Source organism: uncultured Streptomyces sp., assembly GCF_947488945.1.
Taxonomy (GTDB): domain Bacteria; phylum Actinomycetota; class Actinomycetes; order Streptomycetales; family Streptomycetaceae; genus Streptomyces.
Genome location: NZ_CANLBS010000016.1, coordinates 43,097 through 64,279 on the forward strand (window position 1 = coordinate 43,097; position 21,183 = coordinate 64,279).

At 74.5% G+C, this 21,183-nt stretch carries 15 protein-coding genes; 6 read left to right on the forward strand and 9 right to left on the reverse strand.

Annotated features, from left to right (window positions below):
• Positions 1 to 72: 72 nt before the first annotated feature.
• On the reverse strand, positions 73 to 2,196 hold the full coding sequence (locus tag Q0994_RS23375; protein ID WP_299538025.1) for a sigma-70 family RNA polymerase sigma factor: 2,124 nt from the start codon (positions 2,194 to 2,196) through the stop codon (positions 73 to 75).
• A 359-nt stretch (positions 2,197 to 2,555) separates the two neighbouring features.
• Here Q0994_RS23375 and Q0994_RS23380 point away from each other — a divergent pair, with 359 nt between their 5' ends.
• Entirely contained in the window at positions 2,556 to 4,037 is a 1,482-nt protein-coding gene (locus tag Q0994_RS23380; protein WP_299538026.1) for a pectinesterase family protein, read from the forward strand.
• Positions 4,034 to 5,533, forward strand: coding sequence for an RICIN domain-containing protein (locus Q0994_RS23385; protein WP_299538027.1), 1,500 nt, complete (start codon positions 4,034 to 4,036; stop codon positions 5,531 to 5,533). Before Q0994_RS23380 ends, Q0994_RS23385 begins: the two co-directional genes overlap by 4 nt.
• A gap of 113 nt (positions 5,534 to 5,646) precedes the next feature.
• Here the strand turns inward: Q0994_RS23385 and Q0994_RS23390 are convergent, their stop codons facing one another.
• A complete protein-coding gene (locus tag Q0994_RS23390; RefSeq protein ID WP_299538028.1) occupies positions 5,647 to 6,864 on the reverse strand; it encodes a cysteine desulfurase-like protein in 1,218 nt (405 codons plus the stop codon).
• A 275-nt stretch (positions 6,865 to 7,139) separates the two neighbouring features.
• Here Q0994_RS23390 and Q0994_RS23395 point away from each other — a divergent pair, with 275 nt between their 5' ends.
• The 3 genes from Q0994_RS23395 (at position 7,140) to Q0994_RS23405 (ending at position 13,049) form a co-directional block, all read left to right on the forward strand.
• Complete coding sequence (locus tag Q0994_RS23395; RefSeq protein ID WP_299538029.1) at positions 7,140 to 8,090, forward strand: hypothetical protein; 951 nt, start codon at positions 7,140 to 7,142, stop codon at positions 8,088 to 8,090.
• Between the two features lie 184 nt (positions 8,091 to 8,274).
• Complete coding sequence (locus Q0994_RS23400; RefSeq protein WP_299538030.1) at positions 8,275 to 10,113, forward strand: HSP90 family protein; 1,839 nt, start codon at positions 8,275 to 8,277, stop codon at positions 10,111 to 10,113.
• On the forward strand, positions 10,113 to 13,049 hold the full coding sequence (locus Q0994_RS23405; protein ID WP_299538031.1) for a hypothetical protein: 2,937 nt from the start codon (positions 10,113 to 10,115) through the stop codon (positions 13,047 to 13,049). Before Q0994_RS23400 ends, Q0994_RS23405 begins: the two co-directional genes overlap by 1 nt.
• A 66-nt stretch (positions 13,050 to 13,115) precedes the next feature.
• On the opposite strand, the gene Q0994_RS23410 is transcribed toward Q0994_RS23405, so the two are convergent.
• Positions 13,116 to 13,958, reverse strand: coding sequence for a hypothetical protein (locus tag Q0994_RS23410; protein WP_299538032.1), 843 nt, complete (start codon positions 13,956 to 13,958; stop codon positions 13,116 to 13,118).
• Between Q0994_RS23410 and Q0994_RS23415 the strand changes: the two genes are divergently transcribed.
• Complete coding sequence (locus Q0994_RS23415; protein ID WP_299538034.1) at positions 13,957 to 14,883, forward strand: NADPH-dependent F420 reductase; 927 nt, start codon at positions 13,957 to 13,959, stop codon at positions 14,881 to 14,883. The genes Q0994_RS23410 and Q0994_RS23415 overlap by 2 nt on opposite strands.
• A gap of 63 nt (positions 14,884 to 14,946) precedes the next feature.
• Here Q0994_RS23415 and Q0994_RS23420 read toward each other — a convergent pair whose 3' ends face one another.
• The 6 genes from Q0994_RS23420 to Q0994_RS23445 all read right to left on the reverse strand — a co-directional run bounded on the left by Q0994_RS23420 (position 14,947) and on the right by Q0994_RS23445 (position 21,038).
• On the reverse strand, positions 14,947 to 15,276 hold the full coding sequence (locus Q0994_RS23420) for an STAS domain-containing protein (RefSeq protein WP_299538035.1): 330 nt from the start codon (positions 15,274 to 15,276) through the stop codon (positions 14,947 to 14,949).
• A 120-nt stretch (positions 15,277 to 15,396) separates the two neighbouring features.
• Positions 15,397 to 16,251, reverse strand: coding sequence for an ECF transporter S component (locus Q0994_RS23425; protein WP_299538037.1), 855 nt, complete (start codon positions 16,249 to 16,251; stop codon positions 15,397 to 15,399).
• Positions 16,248 to 17,963, reverse strand: a complete 1,716-nt coding sequence (locus Q0994_RS23430; RefSeq protein ID WP_299538039.1) for an ABC transporter ATP-binding protein — start codon at positions 17,961 to 17,963, stop codon at positions 16,248 to 16,250. The genes Q0994_RS23425 and Q0994_RS23430 overlap by 4 nt, the downstream gene beginning before the upstream one ends.
• Positions 17,960 to 19,114, reverse strand: coding sequence for a CbiQ family ECF transporter T component (locus tag Q0994_RS23435; protein WP_299538040.1), 1,155 nt, complete (start codon positions 19,112 to 19,114; stop codon positions 17,960 to 17,962). Before Q0994_RS23435 ends, Q0994_RS23430 begins: the two co-directional genes overlap by 4 nt.
• A complete protein-coding gene (locus Q0994_RS23440; RefSeq protein WP_299538041.1) occupies positions 19,111 to 19,791 on the reverse strand; it encodes an SCO2322 family protein in 681 nt (226 codons plus the stop codon). The genes Q0994_RS23435 and Q0994_RS23440 overlap by 4 nt, the downstream gene beginning before the upstream one ends.
• Positions 19,788 to 21,038: a prenyltransferase/squalene oxidase repeat-containing protein gene (locus Q0994_RS23445; RefSeq protein ID WP_299538042.1), complete on the reverse strand. Its 1,251-nt coding sequence runs from the start codon at positions 21,036 to 21,038 to the stop codon at positions 19,788 to 19,790. Before Q0994_RS23445 ends, Q0994_RS23440 begins: the two co-directional genes overlap by 4 nt.
• Positions 21,039 to 21,183 lie beyond the last annotated feature (145 nt).

Here is a 21,183-nt window from a genome sequence, read left to right on the forward strand (position 1 = left end):
GTGGCGGACGTGGGGTCCCGCACCGCGCCCCCAGGTGGGCATCGGCGCCCCCGGACGGCCTGGGCACGGCGGTCAGGAGACCGTCATCGGCGCTCCACGCCCGGCACCGTCGGTGCTTCGCGGGCGGAGGAAGTCGGTCGGCGGCAGGCCGCCTCCGGCCGGCCTCGCGGACCGGACGGCCGCGGGATCGGTCGAGACGAAGGGATCACCGGCTCCGCCGCCGTCCCAGCTGTTCCCCGAGGAGCGGACCCCGTGACCGAGCACGGCGTCGCGGCCGTTGGCGACCGCGGTGTTGGCGGTCGCCTCCGCGGCCGCGGTGGGCAGGTGGAAGCCGTCGACTCCGTTGCGGTAGGCGGTGTTCCGGGTCAGTGTGATCCGTCCGGTGTTCCCCTCGTCGTTGAAGCCGAGCCCGGTGTTGCCCCAGGCGGCGTTGTTCCGCACCACGTGTGCCACCGGAGCCCGGATACCGCCCCCGCCGAGGGTGAACCCGTTGCCGTTCCCCTGCCAGTCGCCGTCCCGCCACCGGTTCACCCCGTTGCCGAAGGACCAGTTGCCCTCCACGGTCACCGGGCCGGTGAATCCCCCCAGGTCCAGGCCGTCGTTGGCGTTGTCGTAGGTACGGCAGCCCCGCACCACGTTGCCCTCGCCGGAGCCGAACTTGATCGCCAGACCCACCCCGCTGCGGCCGTGGTCCTCGACGCCCCGGTTGGCGTAGAAATCGCTGTCGAGCACCGCGTTGGCCACGGTGCCGCCGCCCCGCAGCGTCAGGCCGGACTCCGCGTTGTCGTGCAGCGAGAGCCTGTCGAACACCATGTGCGCGCACCCGACGCAGACGTACGCATGGCTGGCGGAGCCGTGTATCTCCAGACCCCGCACGGTCCACCAGCTCGCCGTCTGGGTGATCGCCCAGGACGAGGCGGGCAGCGCGGAGGCGTCCAGCACCGGCCGTTCACCCGGGTAGTTGGTCAGGGTGATGCGTCGCCGCTCGGTGCCCGTGACGGAGATGTCCACCGGTTCGGTGAGCCGGTAGGTCCCGCCGCGCAGATAGACGGTCCGGCCCGGCCGCACCCGCGAGACCGCCGCGCCCAGCGTGGCGAAGGGCCGGCCGATGCTGCCGTCGCCGGAGTCGGAGCCGTCCGGCGCCACGTATAGGTCCTGGGTGGCAGGGGCGTTCCCGGCCCGCGCCCCCGCCCCGGGCACCGCGGACACGGTGGCCCGGGGCGACGGGGACGACTCTGGCGGGGACGCCGGCGACTGCCACAGCAGGAGCCCCAGCGCGCCGGTCGCGAGGACGGCCGCGGTCGCCGCGGTCGCCTTCGCGGCCACCGGGTGCAGCGCCTCGCGGACCCGGTCGAGCAACGGCGCGGCGAGGGACCCGGCGGGCCCGGTGGAGACCGCGGCGTCCCGGAGTCCGGCGAGCAGGACCGCCGGGACCGCGACGAGTCCGATGCCGGGCAGCAGGTTCTCCGGCGCGACGAGCCCGTGCCCGTGCGCCCCGCACTCCGCGCAGGTGCGCACATGGCGGGTGAGCCGCTTGCGCCACAGCGCACTGCTCGTGCCGTCCCAGCCCTTCGTCTCGGCGACGAGCCGGGAACATCTGGGCGAGGCCGACAGGGCGTGCACCAGGAGGCGCGCCGCGTCGAGCCGCTCCTTCATCCGCTGCAGCCGTACCGCGGTGTGGCTTCGGTCGAGCCCCAGCGCCCCGGCCAGCTCGGACCGGGTGAGGCGGCCCGCCGCCTCCTCCCAGTACAGGGCGAGCAACCGGCGGTCGTCGGGATCCAGCCACCGGCCGGCGAGGGCCAGGTGCCGGCGCTGACCGGTCAGTGCCAGCTCGGCGACGGTCCGTTCGGTGAAGTCGGGCAGCGGATCGGCCACGTTCTCCACGTCCCGGCGCAGGGGTGTGCGCCCCGCGCCCCGCCGCTGGTACTGCTGGATCTCGCGGTAGGCGATGGTCACCGCCCAGGACCGGAACCGCTCGGGCTCGCGGAGCTTCGGCAGGCCGCGGACGATCCGCAGCATGGTCTCCTGCACCAGGTCGTCCACGTCCGTGTGCCCGTCCAGCGCCCGGCCCACGATCCCGTAGAGCAGGCCCAGGTGCAGGGCGACCAGCCGCTCCATCGCCGCCGCGTCGCCCGCCTTCGCCGCCTCCACCAGCGCGGTGACGTCCTCCGTGGCGTCGGAACGGGGCTCTGCCATGGTTTCCGCCCCACCGGTCATTCGATCCGATCGATCTTGCCGAGGGCCCGCATCGTGGCACAGCGCCGGGACACTGTAAAGATCTCGTTGCGGCCCCCGCTCGAGGAGTGCGACCGGCCAGTTCCCGTTGCGCCGAGGTCTAGTCGGGGAACCGTGGTGCGGAGCAGCGGTGAGACGTGGTGCGGGCGGCGGCCCCGACACCGGCGACGGGGCGGTCCGCCCCATCCGAAAGATTTCCCGGAGATTTCTGTTATCCCCTTCCGCCCCACGCATCTACCAGGGCACCGCGGCCTCTCCTGCCGCGGCCGGTGAGGGGCGACGACGCCCGTCGCCGTACCCGCTGTCCGAAGGAGCATCAGATGTGGCGAGACCCGGAGAACCGGCCCGGCCCCGAGCGGGGGCACCGGCGGCACGGAGCCGCGACCGGTTTCGGTGCGGTGGTAGTGGCGTTCGTGCTGGGGGTGTGGGGGGTGCTGGCCGGTGGGTCGGTGTCCTCGGCGGCTGCGGCGGCGTTGCCGGCGACGGGTGGGGTGTACCAGCTGGCGGTGACGAAGAGCGGGAAGTGCGTGGACGTGCCGGGGGGTTCGACGGCGAACGGTGCGTTGTTGCAGCAGTGGGGGTGTACGGCTGATTCGCCGTGGCAGCAGTTCACGCTGGCGTCGGCGGGTTCGGGTGTGTACCGGCTGGTGAACGTGCGCAGTGGTAAGTGTGTCGATGTGCCGGACTTCTCGACGGCGAGCGGGACCCGGCTCCAGCAGTACGGCTGCGCGGGGCAGACGAACCAGATGTGGACGCTGACGCCGAGCGGTTCGGGGACGTACCAGATCGTCAACGTCAACAGCGGCCTGTGCGTCAGTGACGAGGGCGCCTCGACCAGCAACGGCACGGCGGTCATCCAGGAGACCTGCACCGCCAACACCAACAAGCAGTGGGCGTTCAAGCCGGTGTCCGCGGGCAAGGACACGGTCGCGGCCGACGGCACGGGGACGTACACCACCGTGCAGGCGGCGGTGGACGCCGTGGGCTCCGGCAACGCGAGCCGGGTGGTCATCACCATCAAGCCGGGCGTCTACCGGCAGCCGGTGAAGGTCCCCGCCGACAAGCCCTACATCACCCTCCGGGGCTCCGGCGACTCGCCCGACGACGTCGTCCTCGTCGGCAACCGGAACGCGGGGGACTACGGCACCGCGGGCAGCGCCACCGTCGTGGCACTCGGCCACGACTTCGCCGCGGCCAACCTCACCCTGTCCAACGACTTCGACGAGAACAGCTCGGACACCGGCGACCAGGCCCTCGCCCTGTACCTCGACGCCGACCGCGCCGTCCTGGACGACGTGCGCCTGCTCGGCGACCAGGACACCTTCCTGGTGAACAACAACGCCCGTGTCTACGTGTGGAACTCGTACGTCGAGGGCACCGTGGACTTCATCTACGGAGGCGGGATCGCCGTCTTCCACAACAGCCGGATCCACGAGAAGCGGACCACCGGAGGCCCGATCACCGCGGCCAGCACGCCGGCCGAGCGCGCCTACGGCTTCCTGTTCTACAAGTCCTCCGTCACCGGCGCGGTCTCCGGGACCACCCAGCTCGGCCGGCCGTGGCGCCAGGACGCCCAGGTCCTCTACCGCGAGTGCACCCTCTCCGCGGCGGTGGCCACCGGCCAGCCGTGGACGAACATGTCAACGAGCACCTGGCAGAACGCCCGGTTCCGCGAGTACCGCAACACCGGCGCCGGAGCCAGCGTCAACGGCAACCGCCCGCAGCTCGCGGACGCGCAGGCCGCCGCCCACACCCCGCAGAAGTACCTCGCGGGCGTTGACGGATGGAACCCCGTCCGATGAACCCGGCTTCGGCCTTCCCGATGTACGAGACGAAGGAGACGATCATGACGAGGCGCAGGACGACCGGTTTCGGTGCGGTGGTGGTGGCGTTCGTGCTGGGGGTGTGGGGGTTGCTGGCCGCTGGGTCGGTGTCTCCGGCGGCTGCGGCGGCGTTGCCGGCGACGGGTGGGGTGTACCAGCTGGCGGTGACGAAGAGCGGGAAGTGCGTGGACGTGCCGGGGGGTTCGACGGCGAACGGTGCGTTGTTGCAGCAGTGGGGGTGTACGGCTGATTCGCCGTGGCAGCAGTTCACGCTGGCGTCGGCGGGTTCGGGTGTGTACCGGCTGGTGAACGTGCGCAGTGGTAAGTGTGTCGATGTGCCGGACTTCTCGACGGCGAGCGGGACCCGGCTCCAGCAGTACGGCTGCGCGGGGCAGACCAACCAGATGTGGACGCTGACGCCGAGCGGTTCGGGGACGTACCAGATCGTCAACGTCAACAGCGGCCTGTGCGTCAGTGACGAGGGCGCCTCGACCAGCAACGGCGCGGCGATCATCCAGGAGACCTGCACTGCCAACACCAACAAGCAGTGGGCGTTCAAGCCGGTCGGCACCGGGCGGGTCTGGTCCGACAAGGCCGACGGGTTCGCCTCGACCGGCGGCGGCACCACGGGCGGCGCGGCCGGCGCCACCGTCACCGTGACCACCTTCGCCGACCTGGTGAAGTACGCCACCGCCGACGCCCCCTACGTCATCAAGGTCGCGTCGGCCGTCACGGTCAGCCCGTACGGCCACGAGATACCGGTGAAGTCGAACAAGACGATCGTCGGTGTCGGCACTCGGGGCGAGATCGTGCACGGCGGCTTCTTCCTCGGCACCGGCGTGCGCAACGTCATCATCCGCAACCTCACCATCCGTGACGCCCGGATGGCCGACGACGACCCCGACGACAAGGTCTACGACTACGACGGCATCCAGATGGACACCGCCGACCACATCTGGATCGACCACAACCGCATCGAGCGGATGAACGACGGTCTCATCGACAGCCGCAAGGACACCAGTTACCTGACCATCTCCTGGAACGTCATGGGATCGGAGAACAAGGCGCTCGGCATCGGCTGGACCGACAACGTCACGGCCCGGATGACCATTCACCACAACTGGATCCACGACACCAACCAGCGCAACCCCAGCATCGACAACGTCGCGTTCGCCCACCTCTACAACAACTACCTGCAGAACGTGACGTCCTACGGGAACCTGTCGAGGGGCGCTTCGAAGACCGTCGTCCAGAACAGCTACTTCGAGAACGTCGCCAACCCGTTCTACGTGGACACCACGGCGGCCTCCCTGACGCAGTCGGGCAGCATCATGGTCGGCTGCACCGGCAAGCAGGTGACCAACGGGACGACCTTCGACCCGGCCGCCCACTACTCCTACACCCTCGACCCGGCGCAGGACGTCCCCGCCCTGCTCAAGCAGTACGCCGGACCGCAGGGCAACATCGGCGGCTGAGCCCCCGCCGCCCTCCGCCCCGCCCGTCCGCCGCGGCCCGCCAAGACGACCGCGACGGACGGGCGGGGCCCCGGTCGGGCCCCGCGAGCCCGACCGGCCGAGGCGCGGCCGGGTCAGTCGTGCGGAGTCCCCGCGAGGAAGGCCGTCAGACCCTCCAGCAGCCGGTCGACGTCTTCCTCGCTGCTGTACGGGGCCAGGCCGATCCGCAGCCCGCCCGCGTCGCCCAGCCCCAGGTGGCGCGAGGCCTCCAGGGCGTAGAACGAGCCCGCGGGCGCGTCCACCCCGCGCTCCGCCAGGAACCGCGAGGCGTCCGCCGCCGACCGGCCCCGGAAGGTGACCAGCAGGGTCGGCGTGCGCACGGCCGCGCGGGAGTGGACGGTGACGCCGTCGAGCGCGGACAGGCCCTTCTCGACCCGGTCCCGCAGCGCGTCCTCGTGGGCCTCGATCTCCTCGAACGCCGCGGCCAGCCGCTCCCGGCGGGTGCCCTCCACGCTCGGGGCGAGCGAGGCGAGGAAGTCGACCGCGGCCCGTGCCGCGGCCAGGAACTCGTAAGGCAGAGTGCCCAGTTCCAGCCGCTCGGGGATGGCGTCGGTGGACGGCAGCAGCTTGTCCGGCCGCAGCGTCTCCAGCAGTTCGGGACGGCTCGCCAGCACGCCGAGGTGCGGACCGAGGAACTTGTACGGCGAGCAGACGACGAAGTCGGCGCCCAGTGCCTCCAGACCGACGGACGCGTGGGCCGCCAGGTGCACCGCGTCCACGTGCAGCAGCGCGCCCGCCCCGTGCACCAGCTCGGCGATCGCGGGCAGGTCGGGGCGGGTGCCGATCAGGTTGGACGCCCCGGTGACCGCCACCAGCCGCGTCCGCGCGGACAGCACCCCGGCGAACCGGGCGGCCGGCAGCTCCCCGCCGTCCGGATCGAAGTCGACCCACCGGACCGTCGCGCCCACGGCCTCGGCGGCCTGCGTCCAGGGGCGGATGTTCGCGTCGTGGTCGAGCCTGCTGACCACCACCTCGTCGCCCGGCCCCCAGCCCTTGGCCAGCGTCCGCGCCAGGTCGTAGGTGAGCTGGGTCGCGCTGCGCCCGAATACGATGCCGCGCGGCTCCGCCCCCAGCAGGTCCGCCAGCGCCGACCGCGCCCCCGCCACGATGGCCTCGGCGTTCCGCTCGCCCTCGTTCTGCGTCCCCCGCACGGCGAGCGGCCGCGACAGCGCCTGAACGACCGCGTCGATCACCGGCTGAGGGGTCTGGGTGCCACCGGGGGCGTCGAAACGGGCCGACCCCGCCGTCAGGGCCGGGAACTGCGCGCGGAGCGCGGGAACGTCGAGGGGCATGCCTTCTCCTGGGCGTGGTCGGTCCGGGCCTGGCCGGCCCGGGGGCGGCCGCGGCGGCGCCCGGGAAACGATCCTGCCCTGTGCGCGCCGGAGCCGCGCGCCCGGGTCGCCGGCCCGCGCGTCCATCACCGGCGGTCTGCTCCCGGGAGCAGACCGGAACCCCCGGTCGAGGCCCCGGACGCCCCGTTGTCGTACCGGCGTGATACTCAATTGCCCGGGGAGGTGATCACGGTTCCGCCCGCGGATCACCACGGAATACACACAAGGGGGGCGACATGGGGTTGTTCGGGCGTTTTTCCAGAACCGCGCCGCGACTGGACGCCGACGGATGGGACCCGGAGCTGGCGCGCGTGCGCGCCGCCGCCACGGACCGGAAGTGGCCCGCGATGCGGGCGCAGTTGTCCGAGGCCGATCCGGGCACGCAGCTGAGCCGGCTGGTCGGGCACGCCGCGGACGTCACCGGGCTGGAGAAGTGGTTCGACCAGGTGGTCGCGGCGGAACCGGACTCGGCGCTCACCCTGCTGGTCTCGGGCGCGCGCCGGGTCAGCTGGGGGTGGGAGGCCCGGACCGCGCTGCGCGCGCAGCACGTCTCCCGGGAGCAGTTCCGTACGTTCCACGAGCGGCTGCGGCTCGCCGAGGAGCAGCTGTACGCGGCGGCCGAGCGCGAGCCGGAATGGGTCGCGCCGTGGTACTTCCTGCAGATGTCCGGCCGCGGACTCGAGGTCGGGCAGGAAGTCGCCCGGCGCCGGTTCGAGGCGGCCGTGCGGCGCGCACCGCGCCATCTCGGCGCCCACCAGCAGCAGTTGCAGCAGATCTGCGCCAAGTGGGGCGGCTCGCACGAGGAGATGCACGCCTTCGCGCGCGCCGCCATGCTGGACGACGTCCCCGGCGGCCCGCTGGGCAGCCTGGTGGCGATCGCGCACCTGGAGCACCGGGGTGAACTCGACGGCGCCGAGGAAGCGGCGTACCTGCGCGCACCCGAGGTGGTCGCCTCGCTGCACGAGGCCGCCGACCGTTCGATCCGGCACCCTTCGTACGGGCGCCCGCCCGGCTGGACGCACACGTACAACGTCTTCGCGATGGCCTTCGCGCTCGCCGGCGAGAAGAAGGCCGCGGCGGAACTCTTCGACACGCTCGACGGGCGCGTCACCGAGTTCCCGTGGCAGTACATCGACGGCGACGCCGCCAGAGCGTTCCGGACCTGGCGCGCCAGGTCCGGCCGCTGACCCGGCGCGTCCGGCGCCCACCGTGCGGCGCCCGCGCCGATCCGGTACGCGCCGGCCCGGTACGCCGGTCCGCCGCGTGCCGACCGCCGATCGGGTCCGCCGGTCCCCTCCGCGTCGTGCGGGCCGTGCTCCGGCCCGTACGCACCCGCCCCCTCCTTCACCACACATCGAGGAAGCCTCTCAGGTGTCCCGCTCCGAGACAGCGCACACGTTCCAGGTCGACCTGCGTGGTCTGGTCGACCTGTTGTCCCACCACCTCTACTCCAGCCCCCGCGTCTACCTCCGCGAACTGCTCCAGAACGCCACCGACGCGCTCACCGCCCGGCAGTCCCGCTTCCCCGGCGCCCCCGCCACCATCACCGTCCGCACCGGCGCCACCGTCACCGTCACCGACACCGGCATCGGCCTGACCGAAGCGGACGTGCACACCTTCCTCGCCACCATCGGCCGCAGCTCCAAGCGCGCCGCCGAGGGCGAACTGGAAGCCGCGCGTGGGGACTTCATCGGCCAGTTCGGCATCGGTCTGCTCGCCTGCTTCGTGGTGGCCGACGAAATCACCGTGGTCAGCCGCTCCGCCACCCACCCGGACGCCCCCGTCGTCGAGTGGCGCGGCCACTCGGACGGCCGCTACACCATCCGCACCCTGCCCGCGCACGCCCACCCGGAGCCCGGCACCACCGTCACGCTCACCCCGAGGGCAGACGGCACGCAGTGGACGACCCACGACCAGGTCACCGCCCTGGCCCGGCACTACGGCGCCCTGCTGCCGTACGAGGTCACCGTCGCCGACGGCCGCTCCGCGCCCACCCGGATCAACGACACCCCGCCCTGGGAGCGCCGGCACGGATCCCCGGCGGCGCGCCGCGAGGCGCTCGCCGAGCACTGCCGCGCCACCTTCGGCTTCACCCCGCTGGACACCATCGACCTCGACCTGCCGGCCGCGGGGCTGCGCGGCGTCGCCCACGTGCTGCCCACGGCCGTCAGCCCGTCCGAGCGCGCCGGCCACCGGGTCCACCTCAAGGGCATGCTGCTGTCCGACCGGGCGGCCGAACTGCTCCCCGACTGGGCGTTCTTCGTCCGCTGCGTCGTGGACACCACCAGCCTGCGGCCCACCGCCTCCCGCGAGGCGCTGTACGAGGACGAGACGCTCTCGGCGGTCCGGGACGCGCTCGGCGCCCGCATCCGCGACTGGCTCACCGGTCTCGCCGCCAGCGACCCCACCCTCCTGCACCGGTTCATCGACAGCCACCACCTCGCGGTGAAGGCGCTCGCCCGCTACGACGACGCCCTGCTCGGCATGCTGCTGCCCTGGCTGCCGTTCGAGACCACCGACGGCAACGTCACGCTGGAGGAGTTCTCCCGCACCCACCCCACGGTCCTGGTGACCCGCAGCGTCGAGGAGTTCCGGCAGGTGGCTCCCATCGCCGCCGCGGCCGGTCTCGGCGTCGTCAACGGCGGCTACACCTACGACCGCGACCTGGTGCACCGGCTGCCCGAGATCCGGCCGGGGACCTCCGTCACCGACCTGGACCCGGCCACGGTCACCGCCCACCTGGACGCCGTCGACCCGTCGGCCGAGCTCGCCGCCGCCGGATTCCTGACCGTCGCCCGCGAGGTGATCGGCGCCCACGACTGCGACGTGGTGCTGCGCAGCTTCCACCCGGTGACCGCGCCCGCGCTGCTGCTGGACAACCGGGACGCCCGCCACGAACGCACCCGGGCCGAACTCGCCGACGGCAGCGACCGGCTGTGGGCCGACATCCTCGGCTCGCTGCGGTCCGAGGCGCCCCGGGCCCAGCTCGTCCTCAACCACCTCAACCCGCTGGTCCGCCGCGCCGCCACCCTCACCGAGCACGGACTGGCCTCCGCCACCGCCGAAGCCCTGTACGGACAGGCGCTGCTGATGACCCGCCGCCCGCTCCGGGCCGCGGAGAGCGCCCTGCTCAACCGGGCGTTCATCGGACTGCTCACCCACGCCATGCACGACCAGGGCACCGCGCCCGAGCCCCGGAAGGAGCCGTAATGCTGGAAACCCCGGACGCCGTCGTCGAGGCGCTGCGCGAGAACAACCAGCGTCCCTACGGTCTGCACCGCACCGTCACCGCCGAGGAACTGGTGGACGCGGCCGAGCAGTTCGAGGAACCCGACGTCCTGGTGACGGCCCTGCTGGAGCTGATGTCGGCCTACGAGTACACCGGCGAGCACCGCAAGGCGCCCGTCACCTTCGCCCGGCTGCTGAAGCTGTGGGACAGCAGCCCCGAAGCGTTCAGCCGGGGCGAGGTCCACCAGTTGCTGTGGCGCTTCAAGTGGGTGACGACCTCGCTGCTCCAGGTCCCCGAGGTGCCCCTGGACGCGGTCCGGGGCTGGACCGAGGAGATGCGCGAGCGGTACCGCGACGCCGGGCACGGCATGCAGCCGGTCGCCGCCATGCGCTACCTCGTCGCCGCCCACACCGGAACCGGAGCCGACCACGCCCACGACCTGTGGGTGACCCGTTCGCGCGAGGAACTCAGCGACTGCGAGGCGTGCGAGACCCGGCACCGCGCCCTGTACCACCTGCGCGCCGGCGACGACGCCGCCGCGCTGGACGTGTGGCGGCCGGTGCTCGGCGGTGAGCAGGGCTGCGCCGAGGAGCCCTTCATCAGCCAGGCCCACGCCCTACTGCCACTGCTGCGCCTGGGCCGCACCGACGAGGCCCGCTCGTACCACCTGGTGGGCTACCGCTTCGCGCGAGGCAAGTCCGGCATGGCCGAGGAGGTGGGCCTGCACCTCGAATTCTGCGCACTGTCCCGCAACGAGGGCCGCGGTCTGGAGATCCTGGCGGAGAACCGGGCGCTCTTCGACGTCACCGGCGCACCTCTGTCCCGGCTGCACTTCCTGACCGGGGCCGAGGTGCTGCTGACCCGCCTGGAGGAGAGCGGACACGCCGACACGGCCGTCGCCGGGCCGCTCGGGCGGAACTGGACGGCCGGCACGCTGCTGGCGCGGGTGCGCGACGAGGCGGACGGCCTCGCGGCCGCCTTCGACCTGCGCAACGGCACCACCGCCGTCTCCGGGCGGCGCGTCGCCCGCGTCGCCCGGCAGCCGCTGCTCGCCGAACCGCTGCCGCTCGGACTGCGCACCGCTTCCGCGGTCCCCGCCCCGGCCCCGGCCGCCGCCCGGGAGATCCCCGACGACTTCGTCACCCTGGTGACCCGGGCCCGGACCATGACGTCCGAGGGTCACCCCGGCGACACCGCGTGGTGGGAGCGGATCGCCGAACGCGTGGCCGCGGACGGCCACGCGCACGACCCCGCGCTGGGCCCGGAGGCCCGGCTGCGGGCCGAACTCGCCCGGCAGCGGGCCTTCGCCGCGTACGAGGACGAGCACTGGGCCGACGGGCACGCCGCCATGTCCGAGGCGGCGGAGCTCTTCGCGGGGGAGGCCGCGATGCCGTGGCACGCCCTGGGCGCCCGCGCCCGCGTCGCCTGCATCGCGGTCCCCGCCTCCGAGGGCACGGACCAGGAGGAGGCGACCGAAGCGGTCGGTCCGTCGTGGAGCGACCTCGACGCCGTGCTGCGGGAGGCGGAACAACTGCTCGCCGCCGCCGGCGACGGTGACGGCGCGCCCGCCGACGCGGCCGACGCCGCCGACACGTACCTGCTGATCCTCCAGTGCCGGGCCTTCGCCGCCCACGGCGAACTCGTGGCGGAACTCCCCGAGCCCTCCGAGGCGACCCGCGAGAGGTTCCTGGCCCTCGCCGCCACCGTGGTCTCCGAGGCCGACCGGCTCGGCCAGTCCCACAAGTCCGTCGCGGTACGCACCTACCGGGCCGACGCGGCGGCCCGCGCCGGTCGCGCCGAGGACGCGGAGGCGGAGCTGCGCACCGCGCTGGAACTGCTCGACGCGGCCGACCGGCCCTGGCGCAAACCCCGCCTGGAGGCCCAGCTGGGCCACCTGCTGCTCCAGCGGGGCGAACCCGCCGAGGCGGTGGAGCACCTGCGCCGGGCCCTGGCCGGAGCCCTGCACCACGCGGACGCCTCCTTCCCCGTGTTCCAGACCCACATGCTGCTGGGCCACGCCTGCACCCACTCGGGAGACATGCCGGGAGCGGTGCGCCACCTCACCGAGGCGGCCGCGCGACTGGACCGGGAGGAGCCCGACGAGAACGCTTCGGCCGAGGTCCGGCTGCAACTCGCGGACGCCCTCGCCCGGTCCGGCCAGGAGGCCGACGCGGTCGCGATCCTGGAATCCCTCGTGCTGGACGAGGCCGCGGCGGCGCTCGACGAGCGGCTCCTCGCCCAGATCCGCCTCACCCTGGCGCGCGGGCTGCGGGACCTGGACGAACACCAGGCCGCCGCGGAACAGTTCCTGGTACTGGCCGACGCGGTGGCCGGCTGGGAGGAGCAGCACACCCACACCCTCGTCGCGGGCGAGGCGGCCGTCGCCCTGGCCCGCGCGGACCGCTGGGACGCCGCCCGCGCCGCCTACGACCGCGCGCTCGCCTCGCACCGGGTGGCGCCCGAAGCCCACGTGGTCGCGGAGATGACGCGCGAGTTCGCCCTTCTCACCATGGCGGCCGAGGGCCCGGACGGAGTGGAGGCCGCGCTCGCCCACCTGCGGACCGCCGACGGGATCCGGGCCGGTGTGCCGGCGGACGACGAAGAGTTCGCCCACTGGTACCACGCCGGGGCCACCCACTACCAGCGCGGGCGGGTGCTCGCCGGCGCGGAACGCCACCAGGAGGCCCTGGCGGAGATGGAGCGCGCCGTCGCCGCCCACGAGGAGGGCGGCCCGGACGGCGAGGCCCCCCGCGCGGAGGCGGTCCGCATCGCCGCGCTGATCGAGGCGAACGGTCTGGAGCGGCCCCGTGCGGCGGTGACCCGGCTCGACGCGGCGATCGCCCGGTGCGAGGCGGCCGGCATCCCGCACGCCGCGAAGATACTCACCGGGCTGCGGGACGACTTCGCGGCCCGCTGAGCGACGCCCCGGCCCGGAAGCGTGTCGCACGCTTCCGGGCCGGGGCGTCCTCGGTCGCCCGCGGTCTCAGGCCCCGTCGTCCCCCGGCCGCTGCCACCGGCGCGACCGGTGATCGTCGGCCGTGTGGGACCCGCCCGAACCACCGGACCCGTCACCGTGTTCGTACTGCGTACGGTCCGCGTCCCCGCGTCCCGCACGGTCGGAAGCGTCCGTGTCCCGTGCCGGGACCGGACGGCCGCGCGGAGCGGTGCCGCGAGGCTGCGACTGCGGCGGAGCGTCGGCCGGGGGGCGGCCGACGTCACCGGAGCGGGCACCGGACCCCCCGCGCTCCCCGAACTCCTCGCGGCCCCTGCCGCCCCGGTCGTCCTGCTCGCGGGCCGCCATCCCGTAGGGAGCGTCGGCCCGCGCCCCACTGCGTTCGCGGTCCTCGGCCACCGCCTCGCGCCGCTGCTTCTCGTCGTGCTCACGGCGGACCGCCCGGCTGACGCGGCCGCCCATGACGGCCGCCCCGATCAGCATCAGCAGACCGCCCAGCAGCGCCAGCCCCACCCCGCTGCCGAGGCCCTGGCCGTCGCCCGAGACCGTCAGGCTGCCCTCCGCCTGCCCCTGCCGGACCATCCACAGAATGGCGAAGCCGAGGGCGACGACGCCGGCCAGCGCGACCAGGAGCCGCGAACGCAGCACCACACCGATGACGGTGAGCACGGCGGCGACGAGCAGGGGAAGGAACAGGGACGCGAACAGGCCCGCGCCCGAATTCGTCACCCCGGCCCCGGTGAACAGCTCCCACACCCGGAAATCGTGCCCGAGCCGGCCGGCGTACCAGTTACGGAACGGAGCCCAGAGCGCGGCGGCCGCGCCGATCAGGGCCAGGATCAAACCGATGGTGTTGCGGATACCCCGTACCATGCCGTGCCTCCCGGCAAGTCGGATCGGTGCACGCGTGACTCCGCGTGCCGAATCTCGCCCCCGTGCGACGCTACGCCCGACGGGTGCGCACCGCCACGCGGGTGACACGGCGCGGCGGACACCATGGGTGACCGGCCTGTTTCCGCAGGTGAACAGGGCGGCACCTGCCCTTGTCCCTCGCCCGGACGGAGCCGTACGGAATAAGCCCGCCGGGTCCTGGGGTTCGCGCTGGAGGTACCTGCACGAGTCCACCGAAGGGCATGACATGAAGATCGGCATCATCGGCGCGGGCAACATCGGCGGCAACCTCACCCGCCGTTTCACCGCCGTCGGACACGACGTCCGCGTGGCCAACTCGCGCGGCCCCCAGACCCTCACCGCGCTCGCCGAGGAGACCGGCGCCACCCCCGCGACCATCGAGGACGCGGTGCGCGACGCCGAGGTCGTGGTCGTCACCGTCCCGCTCAAGGCCGTACCGGACCTGCCCGAGGGCTTCCTCGACGGCGCGGCTGACGGCGTGACCGTCATCGACACGGGCAACTACTACCCGCAGCAGCGCGACGGGAAGATCGCCGAGATCGAGGACGGCCTGACCGAGAGCCGCTGGACGGAGCGGCAGATCGGCCACCCCGTGGTCAAGGCCTTCAACGGCACCTTCGCCCAGGACATCCTCGACAAGCCGCGCCCGGCCGGCGACCCCGCGCGGATCGCCCTGCCCCTCTCGGGCGACGACGCCGCGGCCAAGCGGACCGTGACGGAACTGCTCGACGAGATCGGCTTCGACGCGGTCGACAACGGCGGCCAGGACGAGTCCTGGCGCCAGCAGCCCGGCACCCCCGTCTACGGTCTGGCTGCTGACGCGGCCGCGGTCCGCAAGGCCCTGGAAGCGGCGTCCCCCGAGCGCACCGCCGAGTGGCGCGCCTGATCCCTCCGGGCCCGCGGCCGTCCTGCGGCGCCGGCCGGACGCGCGCCGGCGACGGCCGCCGGGTCATGTCCCGGCGCCGTCCGGGCCGACGCCCCGCACCGCCGCCTCGTACGCCTCCCGCACGGTGGGGTGCAGGCCCAGCACCTGATCGACGCCGGTGATGGTCAGGAGCCGCTCCACCTGACGGGAGGCCGCGGCCACCCGCAGGGGGGTGCGCAGGTTGATCCGGAGCAGCACCGTCAGGAACGTCGAGTCGGCGAACGTCACGCCGCTCGCCTCCAGGACGATCGCGTCATGCGCGGCCGCGGCCTCTTCGAGGCGCCGCCGCAACGGCACGGCGTTGTCGAGGTCGTACTCGCCCCGGACGGCGAGCACCGCGACGGTGAGAGGCATGGAAGGCGTCTCCCTCGGCAGGGCGGTCCCGCTCTCCCACCGCGGAACGGGTCTGCTCCGCTCATGCCCGTCCGGGGCCGCCCCGACCCGTCGCCCGCCGCCGGAACTTCTCCGCGTCGTTCAGGCAGCGGGCGGCGGGCGGCGGGTCGGTCGGTCCGTCCTCGCGGGCTCCTCGAACCCGGCCGGCGCGTCGAACGCCGCGCGCCGCGTCGCCCGGCGCAGCGCCCGCAGCAGCGCGGGACCCACGGTGAGCGTGAGCACCACGGTGAGCACGGCCCGGCCCAGGTCCCAGCCGAGGGAGGTGGCGGCGCAGTACGCGAGGAACCGGACCAGGTTCTCGTGCAGCGGGTCGCCCGCCACGAACGAGATCCCGGAGCCGAGCCCCTGGATCAGCGGCCAGCCGTACAGGTTCATCACCGTGCCGTAGGCGAACGCCGCCGCGCACCCGTACACCGCCAGCATCAGCACCTCGCCCCGGCCGCGCAGCCGCCCGGCGGCCGGCAGCAGACCGGCGAACATCGTGAACCAGCCCATCGCCAGCATCTGGAACGGCATCCACGGCCCGACCCCGCCCGTCAGCAGGGCCGACGCGAACATCGTCACCGAGCCGAGCACGAAGCCGAACCCCGGCCCCAGCACCCGGCCGCTCAGCACCATCAGGAAGAACATCGGCTCCAGCCCCGCCGTGCCCGCCCCCAGCGGCCGCAGCGCCGCGCCGACGGCGGCCAGCACCCCCAGCATCGCCACCGCTTTCGCGTCCAGCCCCGCGTCGCCGATGGCCGCGACCACCACCCCCACGAGCAGCACCAGCAGGACGGCGAAGAGCCATGGCGCGTCCTCGGCATGCGCCAGCCCCGAATCCGCCCCGGCCAGCAGCGGCCAGCCGAACGCCACCAGCCCGACCCCGCCGACCAGCACCAGCGCGACGACCGCCCGCGGCCCCAGCCGGACCGCGCGCACCGGCCGGGCCGTCATGCGCAACCCCCGAGGGCGTCGCGCACCTGGGCCACGGTCAGCCACCGCTGCGGCGCGAGGATCTTCGCGGTCTGCGGCGCGAAGGCGGGGGAGGAGACCACGACCTCCTCGGCCGGCCCGTCGGCGACCACCTCCCCGTCGGCGAGGATCACCACCCGGTGCGCCATGTCCGAGGCCAGCTCCACGTCGTGGGTGGCCAGCACGATGGCGTGCCCCTCCGCGGCCAGCCGCCGCAACACCCCCACCAGTCGTGCCTTGGCGGCGTAGTCGAGACCGCGCGTCGGCTCGTCCAGCAGGAGCAGCGGGGGCCGGGCCGTCAGCACCAGCGCGAGGGCCAGCGCCAGCCGCTGCCCCTCGGAGAGATCACGCGGATGCACGTCGTCCGGCACCCCCGGCAGCAGCTCGTGGACCAGTGCCCGGCAACTGCCCCCGGCCGCGCCCGCGTCCACGTCCGCCGCCGCGCACTCGGCCGCGACCGTGTCCGCGTACAGCAGGTCGCGCGGCTCCTGCGGCACCAGACCCACCCGGCGCACCATGGCGCGCGGGGCGGTGGACGACGGCCGCAGGCCGCCCACCAGGACCGAGCCCGACGTCGGCACGGTCATGCCGACCAGCGTGGTCAGCAGTGTCGACTTCCCGGCGCCGTTGCGGCCCATCAGGGCGACGGCCTCGCCCGGCGCGACCGTCAGGTTGACCCCGCGCAGCGCCTCGATCCGGCCGCGCCGCACGCCGAGCCCTTCGGCGCGGACCACGGGACCGTCCGCCGCGGGCGGGGCCAGCGGCTCCTCCGCCCGTCGCCCCAGCAGGCGGGCGAACAGGCCCGGCCGCGCGGGCTCGCGGGCGGCGAGCGGCGGCACGCGGACGCCCACCGGGATCGCCCTCGCCGGCGGTTCCACCCCGGCCAGCCGCTCCCGCAGGCCCGCCGCCCGGCGTCGCGCGTCACGGACCGACAGCGGCAGCGGGTCCCAGCCCGCGAGCCGGCCGAGGTCCACCACCGGCGGCCGGACGGGGGAGTGCGCCATGACGTCTGCGGGCGGGCCGAGCACCGGGGCGGCGCCGGGCGACGGCAGCAGCAGGACCTGGTCGGCGTACTGCACCACCCGTTCCAGCCGGTGTTCCGCCATCAGCACCGTAGTGCCCAGGTCGTGGACGAGACGTTGCAGCACCGCCAGGACGTCCTCCGCGGCGGCCGGGTCCAGGGCGGACGTCGGCTCGTCCAGCACCAGGACGCGCGGATGCGGGGTGAGGACCGAGCCGATCGCGACCCGCTGGCGCTGCCCCCCGGACAGCGTGGTGATCGGCCGGTCCCGGAACTCGGCGAGCCCCAGCAGGTCCAGCGTCTCCTCGACCCGCCGGCGCATCACGTCCGGGGCCAGCCCCAGCGACTCCATGCCGTAGGCCAGTTCGTCCTCGACCGTGTCCGTGACGAAGTGCGCGAGCGGATCCTGTCCCACCGTGCCGACCAGATCGGCCAGCTCACGCGGCTTGTGGGTCCGGGTGTCCCGGCCGCCGACCGTCACCCGGCCGGACAGCACGCCGCCCGTGAAATGCGGAACCAGACCCGACACCGCGCCCAGCAAGGTCGACTTGCCGACACCGGACGGGCCGACGACCAGCACCAGCTCGCCCTCGGGTACGTCGAGGTCGACCCCGGACAGGGTGGGACGCGCGGCGCCCTCGTACCGTACCGAGACCTGCTCGAACCGGATCATGTGCGCTCCTCGGAGTCCGACGGGGAAGGGGGCAGCGGGGCCACCGCGGCAGGCAACAGCCCGACCAGGACGGCCGCCGCCGGCCACAGCGGCAGTACGGGGGCGGTGAGCGGGACGACTCCCGGATGCAGCGCCTCCGGGGAGAGGGCCGCCGCCCAGAGCATCGCCGCCGCGACCGCCGCGCCCGACCCCGCGACGAGACACGCCCGCGCGCCCCACCGGTCGGGCCGGTAGCGGGTGCGGACCGTCCGGCGGCCGCCGAGCCTGAGCCCGGCCAGCGCCGCGACCAGCCCGGCGAGCAGCAGCGGCAGCCCGTAGACGGCGCCCTCCGCGGCGAGCAGCCCGTACGTCCCCGCGCACACGCCCAGCAGCCCGCCCAGGGTGAGCACCCGGGTGGTGCGGCGCACACCGCGCGGGACCCGCGCGGAACGCCCGTACCCGCGCGCGTCCATCGACGCCGCCACCGCCACCGACCGCTCCAGGGCGCCCTCCAGCACCGGCAGCCCGATCTGGAGCACCGCCCCGACGCCGCCGGTCGGCCGGCCGCGCAGCCGACGGGCCGTCCGCAGCCGCGCCACGTCCGCGACCAGGTTCGGCGCGAACGTCATCGCGACGACCGCCGCCACCCCCACCTCGTACAGCGCCCCCGGCAGCGACTTCAGCAACCGGGCCGGGCTGGCCAGCGAGTTCGCCGCGCCCACGCAGATCAGCAGGGCCGCCAGCTGCGCCCCGCCGTACAGCGCGAAGACCACCTGCTCGGCGGTGACCCGGCCGCCGACCCGGATGCCCTGCGCCCAGCCGGGCAACGGCACCTCGGGCAGGTCCGCCAAGGTGTGCGCGCCGGGGACGGGCGACCCGAGGACCACGGAGAAGACCAGCCGCACGGCCAGCACGAACAGCCCGAGCCGCAGGAACGTGCCGTACGACCGGGCCCACGGCGCGTCCGTGCGGCGGGCCGCCACGACGTACCCCGCGACCGCCACCAGCAGCCCCAGCAGCAGGGGATTGGAGGTGCGGGACGCGGCGACCGCAAGCCCCAGGGCCCACAGCCACCAGGCCCCGGCGGGCACGGCGTTGCTCCGCGTCGCACGCGGGGCGCGCAGGACGAGCGGGGCGGGGCGGGACCGGACGGAGCCGGGGGAGCCGGTCATCGGCGGCGGCGCGTCCGCGCCCGCAGCACCGCGGCGCCGCCCAGCACGACCACCAGCCCGACGCCGGTGAGCACACCGGCCGACGGCCCGCCGGAGCCCCCGCCGCCCGCCGGACCGCCCTCGGCCGTGCCCGTGGCCTCCTGGTCCGTACCCTCCTCGGTCGCACCGGGCGCCACCTGCTCGCCGCAGCCCGCCCGCGGGTAACCCGAGATCGCGCAGAGGATCGCCGCGCTGTCGTACCGCAGGGGCCTGGCCACCGACGCCAGCGCCTCCGCGGTGCTCGCGTCCGGGGACACCCGTGCGCAGGCGGTGCGCGCAGCGGGCGGACGTTCGCCCTCCGGCGCGTCCGCGGCGGTGCCGGGATCGATCACCAGGGCGACCCGCTTGCTGCCGTCCGCCGCGGGGGTGTCCGCGCACACCGCGGCGAAGTCCGGCGCGCGGCGCGGCTGCGCGGAGTCCTGCGAGTCCTCGCTCACCGAGAAGCGGAAACCCTGCACCGCCCCGTCCTGCGGCCGGACCGTCGACGGCCCCTGTGCGGCGTACGTCCAGCCCTTGCCGCCGTCGCCCTCCCAGAACGACCAGTAGCGGTACCCCGTCGCCGAGGCGCTGCCCGCGCCCAGCAGGCCGACCACCACGACGGACAGCACCAGCAGCACCGCCCCGCGCAGCGGCCTCACAGCTGCCGGCTCTTGCGGCCGCTGATCAGGAAGCCGATCCCGGCGCCGACCGCCAGCCCCACGCCGATGATCCACCACACGCCCGGCCCCGCACCGTCGTCATCGCCCGCTCCGGCCTGCGGATCGGCGGAGGGGGACGCGGTGGCCGCGTCGGCGGCGGGCGCCGGACCGGTCGCGTTGAGCTGCTTCACCAGATCGGTCCCGCCGAAGTCGCGGGGGTCGGTCCCGGTGGCGTGGGCCGCGAGCACCAACTGGGCGGTCGCGGCGGGGCCGCCCTCGCGGGCCCAGTCCAGGGCGTTCTTCTCCAGATGGGCGACCGCCTTCGTCGCCTCGGCGGTGTGACCGGAGGACGCCAGCGCCACGACCGCGTCGGCGGTGTTGCCGAAGTCGGGCTGCGGCGCCGAGTCTTCCGCACCCGGCATGGGCGGCAGGTCCAGATGGCCCGACCCGGCGAGCGCGGTGGCGAGGTAGTGGGCCCCGTTCTGCGCCGACTGCTCCGGGCTGAGACCGGAGCCGTCCGTGCAGGTCGTGGTCTTCACGGTCCGGGAGGGGCCGGCGGCCATGCCCTTGCCCATCGAGCCGATCACCGCGGCCGCCGTGGCGTCCGCGTTGGCGGTAAGGGCACCGTCCTTGTCCGGCTGGTAGGCGAACGCGCCGCCGTCCTCGCCCCCGCAGGGGAGCGCGAAGCTCTGCAGCGCGGTGTACGGGGTCTTCCCGCCGGTGGTCACCTCGGCGACCGGCACGCCCGCGCCGGCCAGCGCCCCGACGACCACGGCGGTGGAGTTGGCGTCACTGGGGCTGCCGGGGTCGTACCCCCAGCCGCCGTCGTCGTTCTGGACCGTTTTCAGCCAGCCGACGCCCTTGTCCACGACCGCGCGGTGCCCGCCCAGCTCGACCAGGGCCTGGACGGCGGCGGCCGTGGCGTTGGTGTCCGTCACGGTCTTCGCGTCACAGGGCCGGGAGGCGTCCCGGTAGGCGGGGAAGGCACCGGTGCCGCACTGCTGGCCCACCAGCCAGTCCACCGCCTTCGCGGCCGGCGTGACGCGCTCGGTCTTCTGGGCGATGAAGGCCAGCGACTGCCGCCACACGCCGTCGTACGTAGGGTCCCCGGTTCCGTAGAGACCGGCGGGGAGAGCCGGCCCGGAGGGGGAGGCGGACGGGCTCGGCGCGGCGAGCGCCGCCGGAGCGGTCGCTCCGCAGAGCAGGCCGGCTATGGCGAACACGGTTGCGTGACGGCGAACGGACATGACGGTCGGGCCTCTCGAACGGGGCGTCCCTGCTCGAGCGGAACCGGGCGAGCGCGGACGGGCGGCGCCGGCTGTGCACCGGCGCCCCCGTCACCTGCGGGAAGACGGGCCTTCCACTCTACCGGGGCGGCCGGCGCGCCCTCCG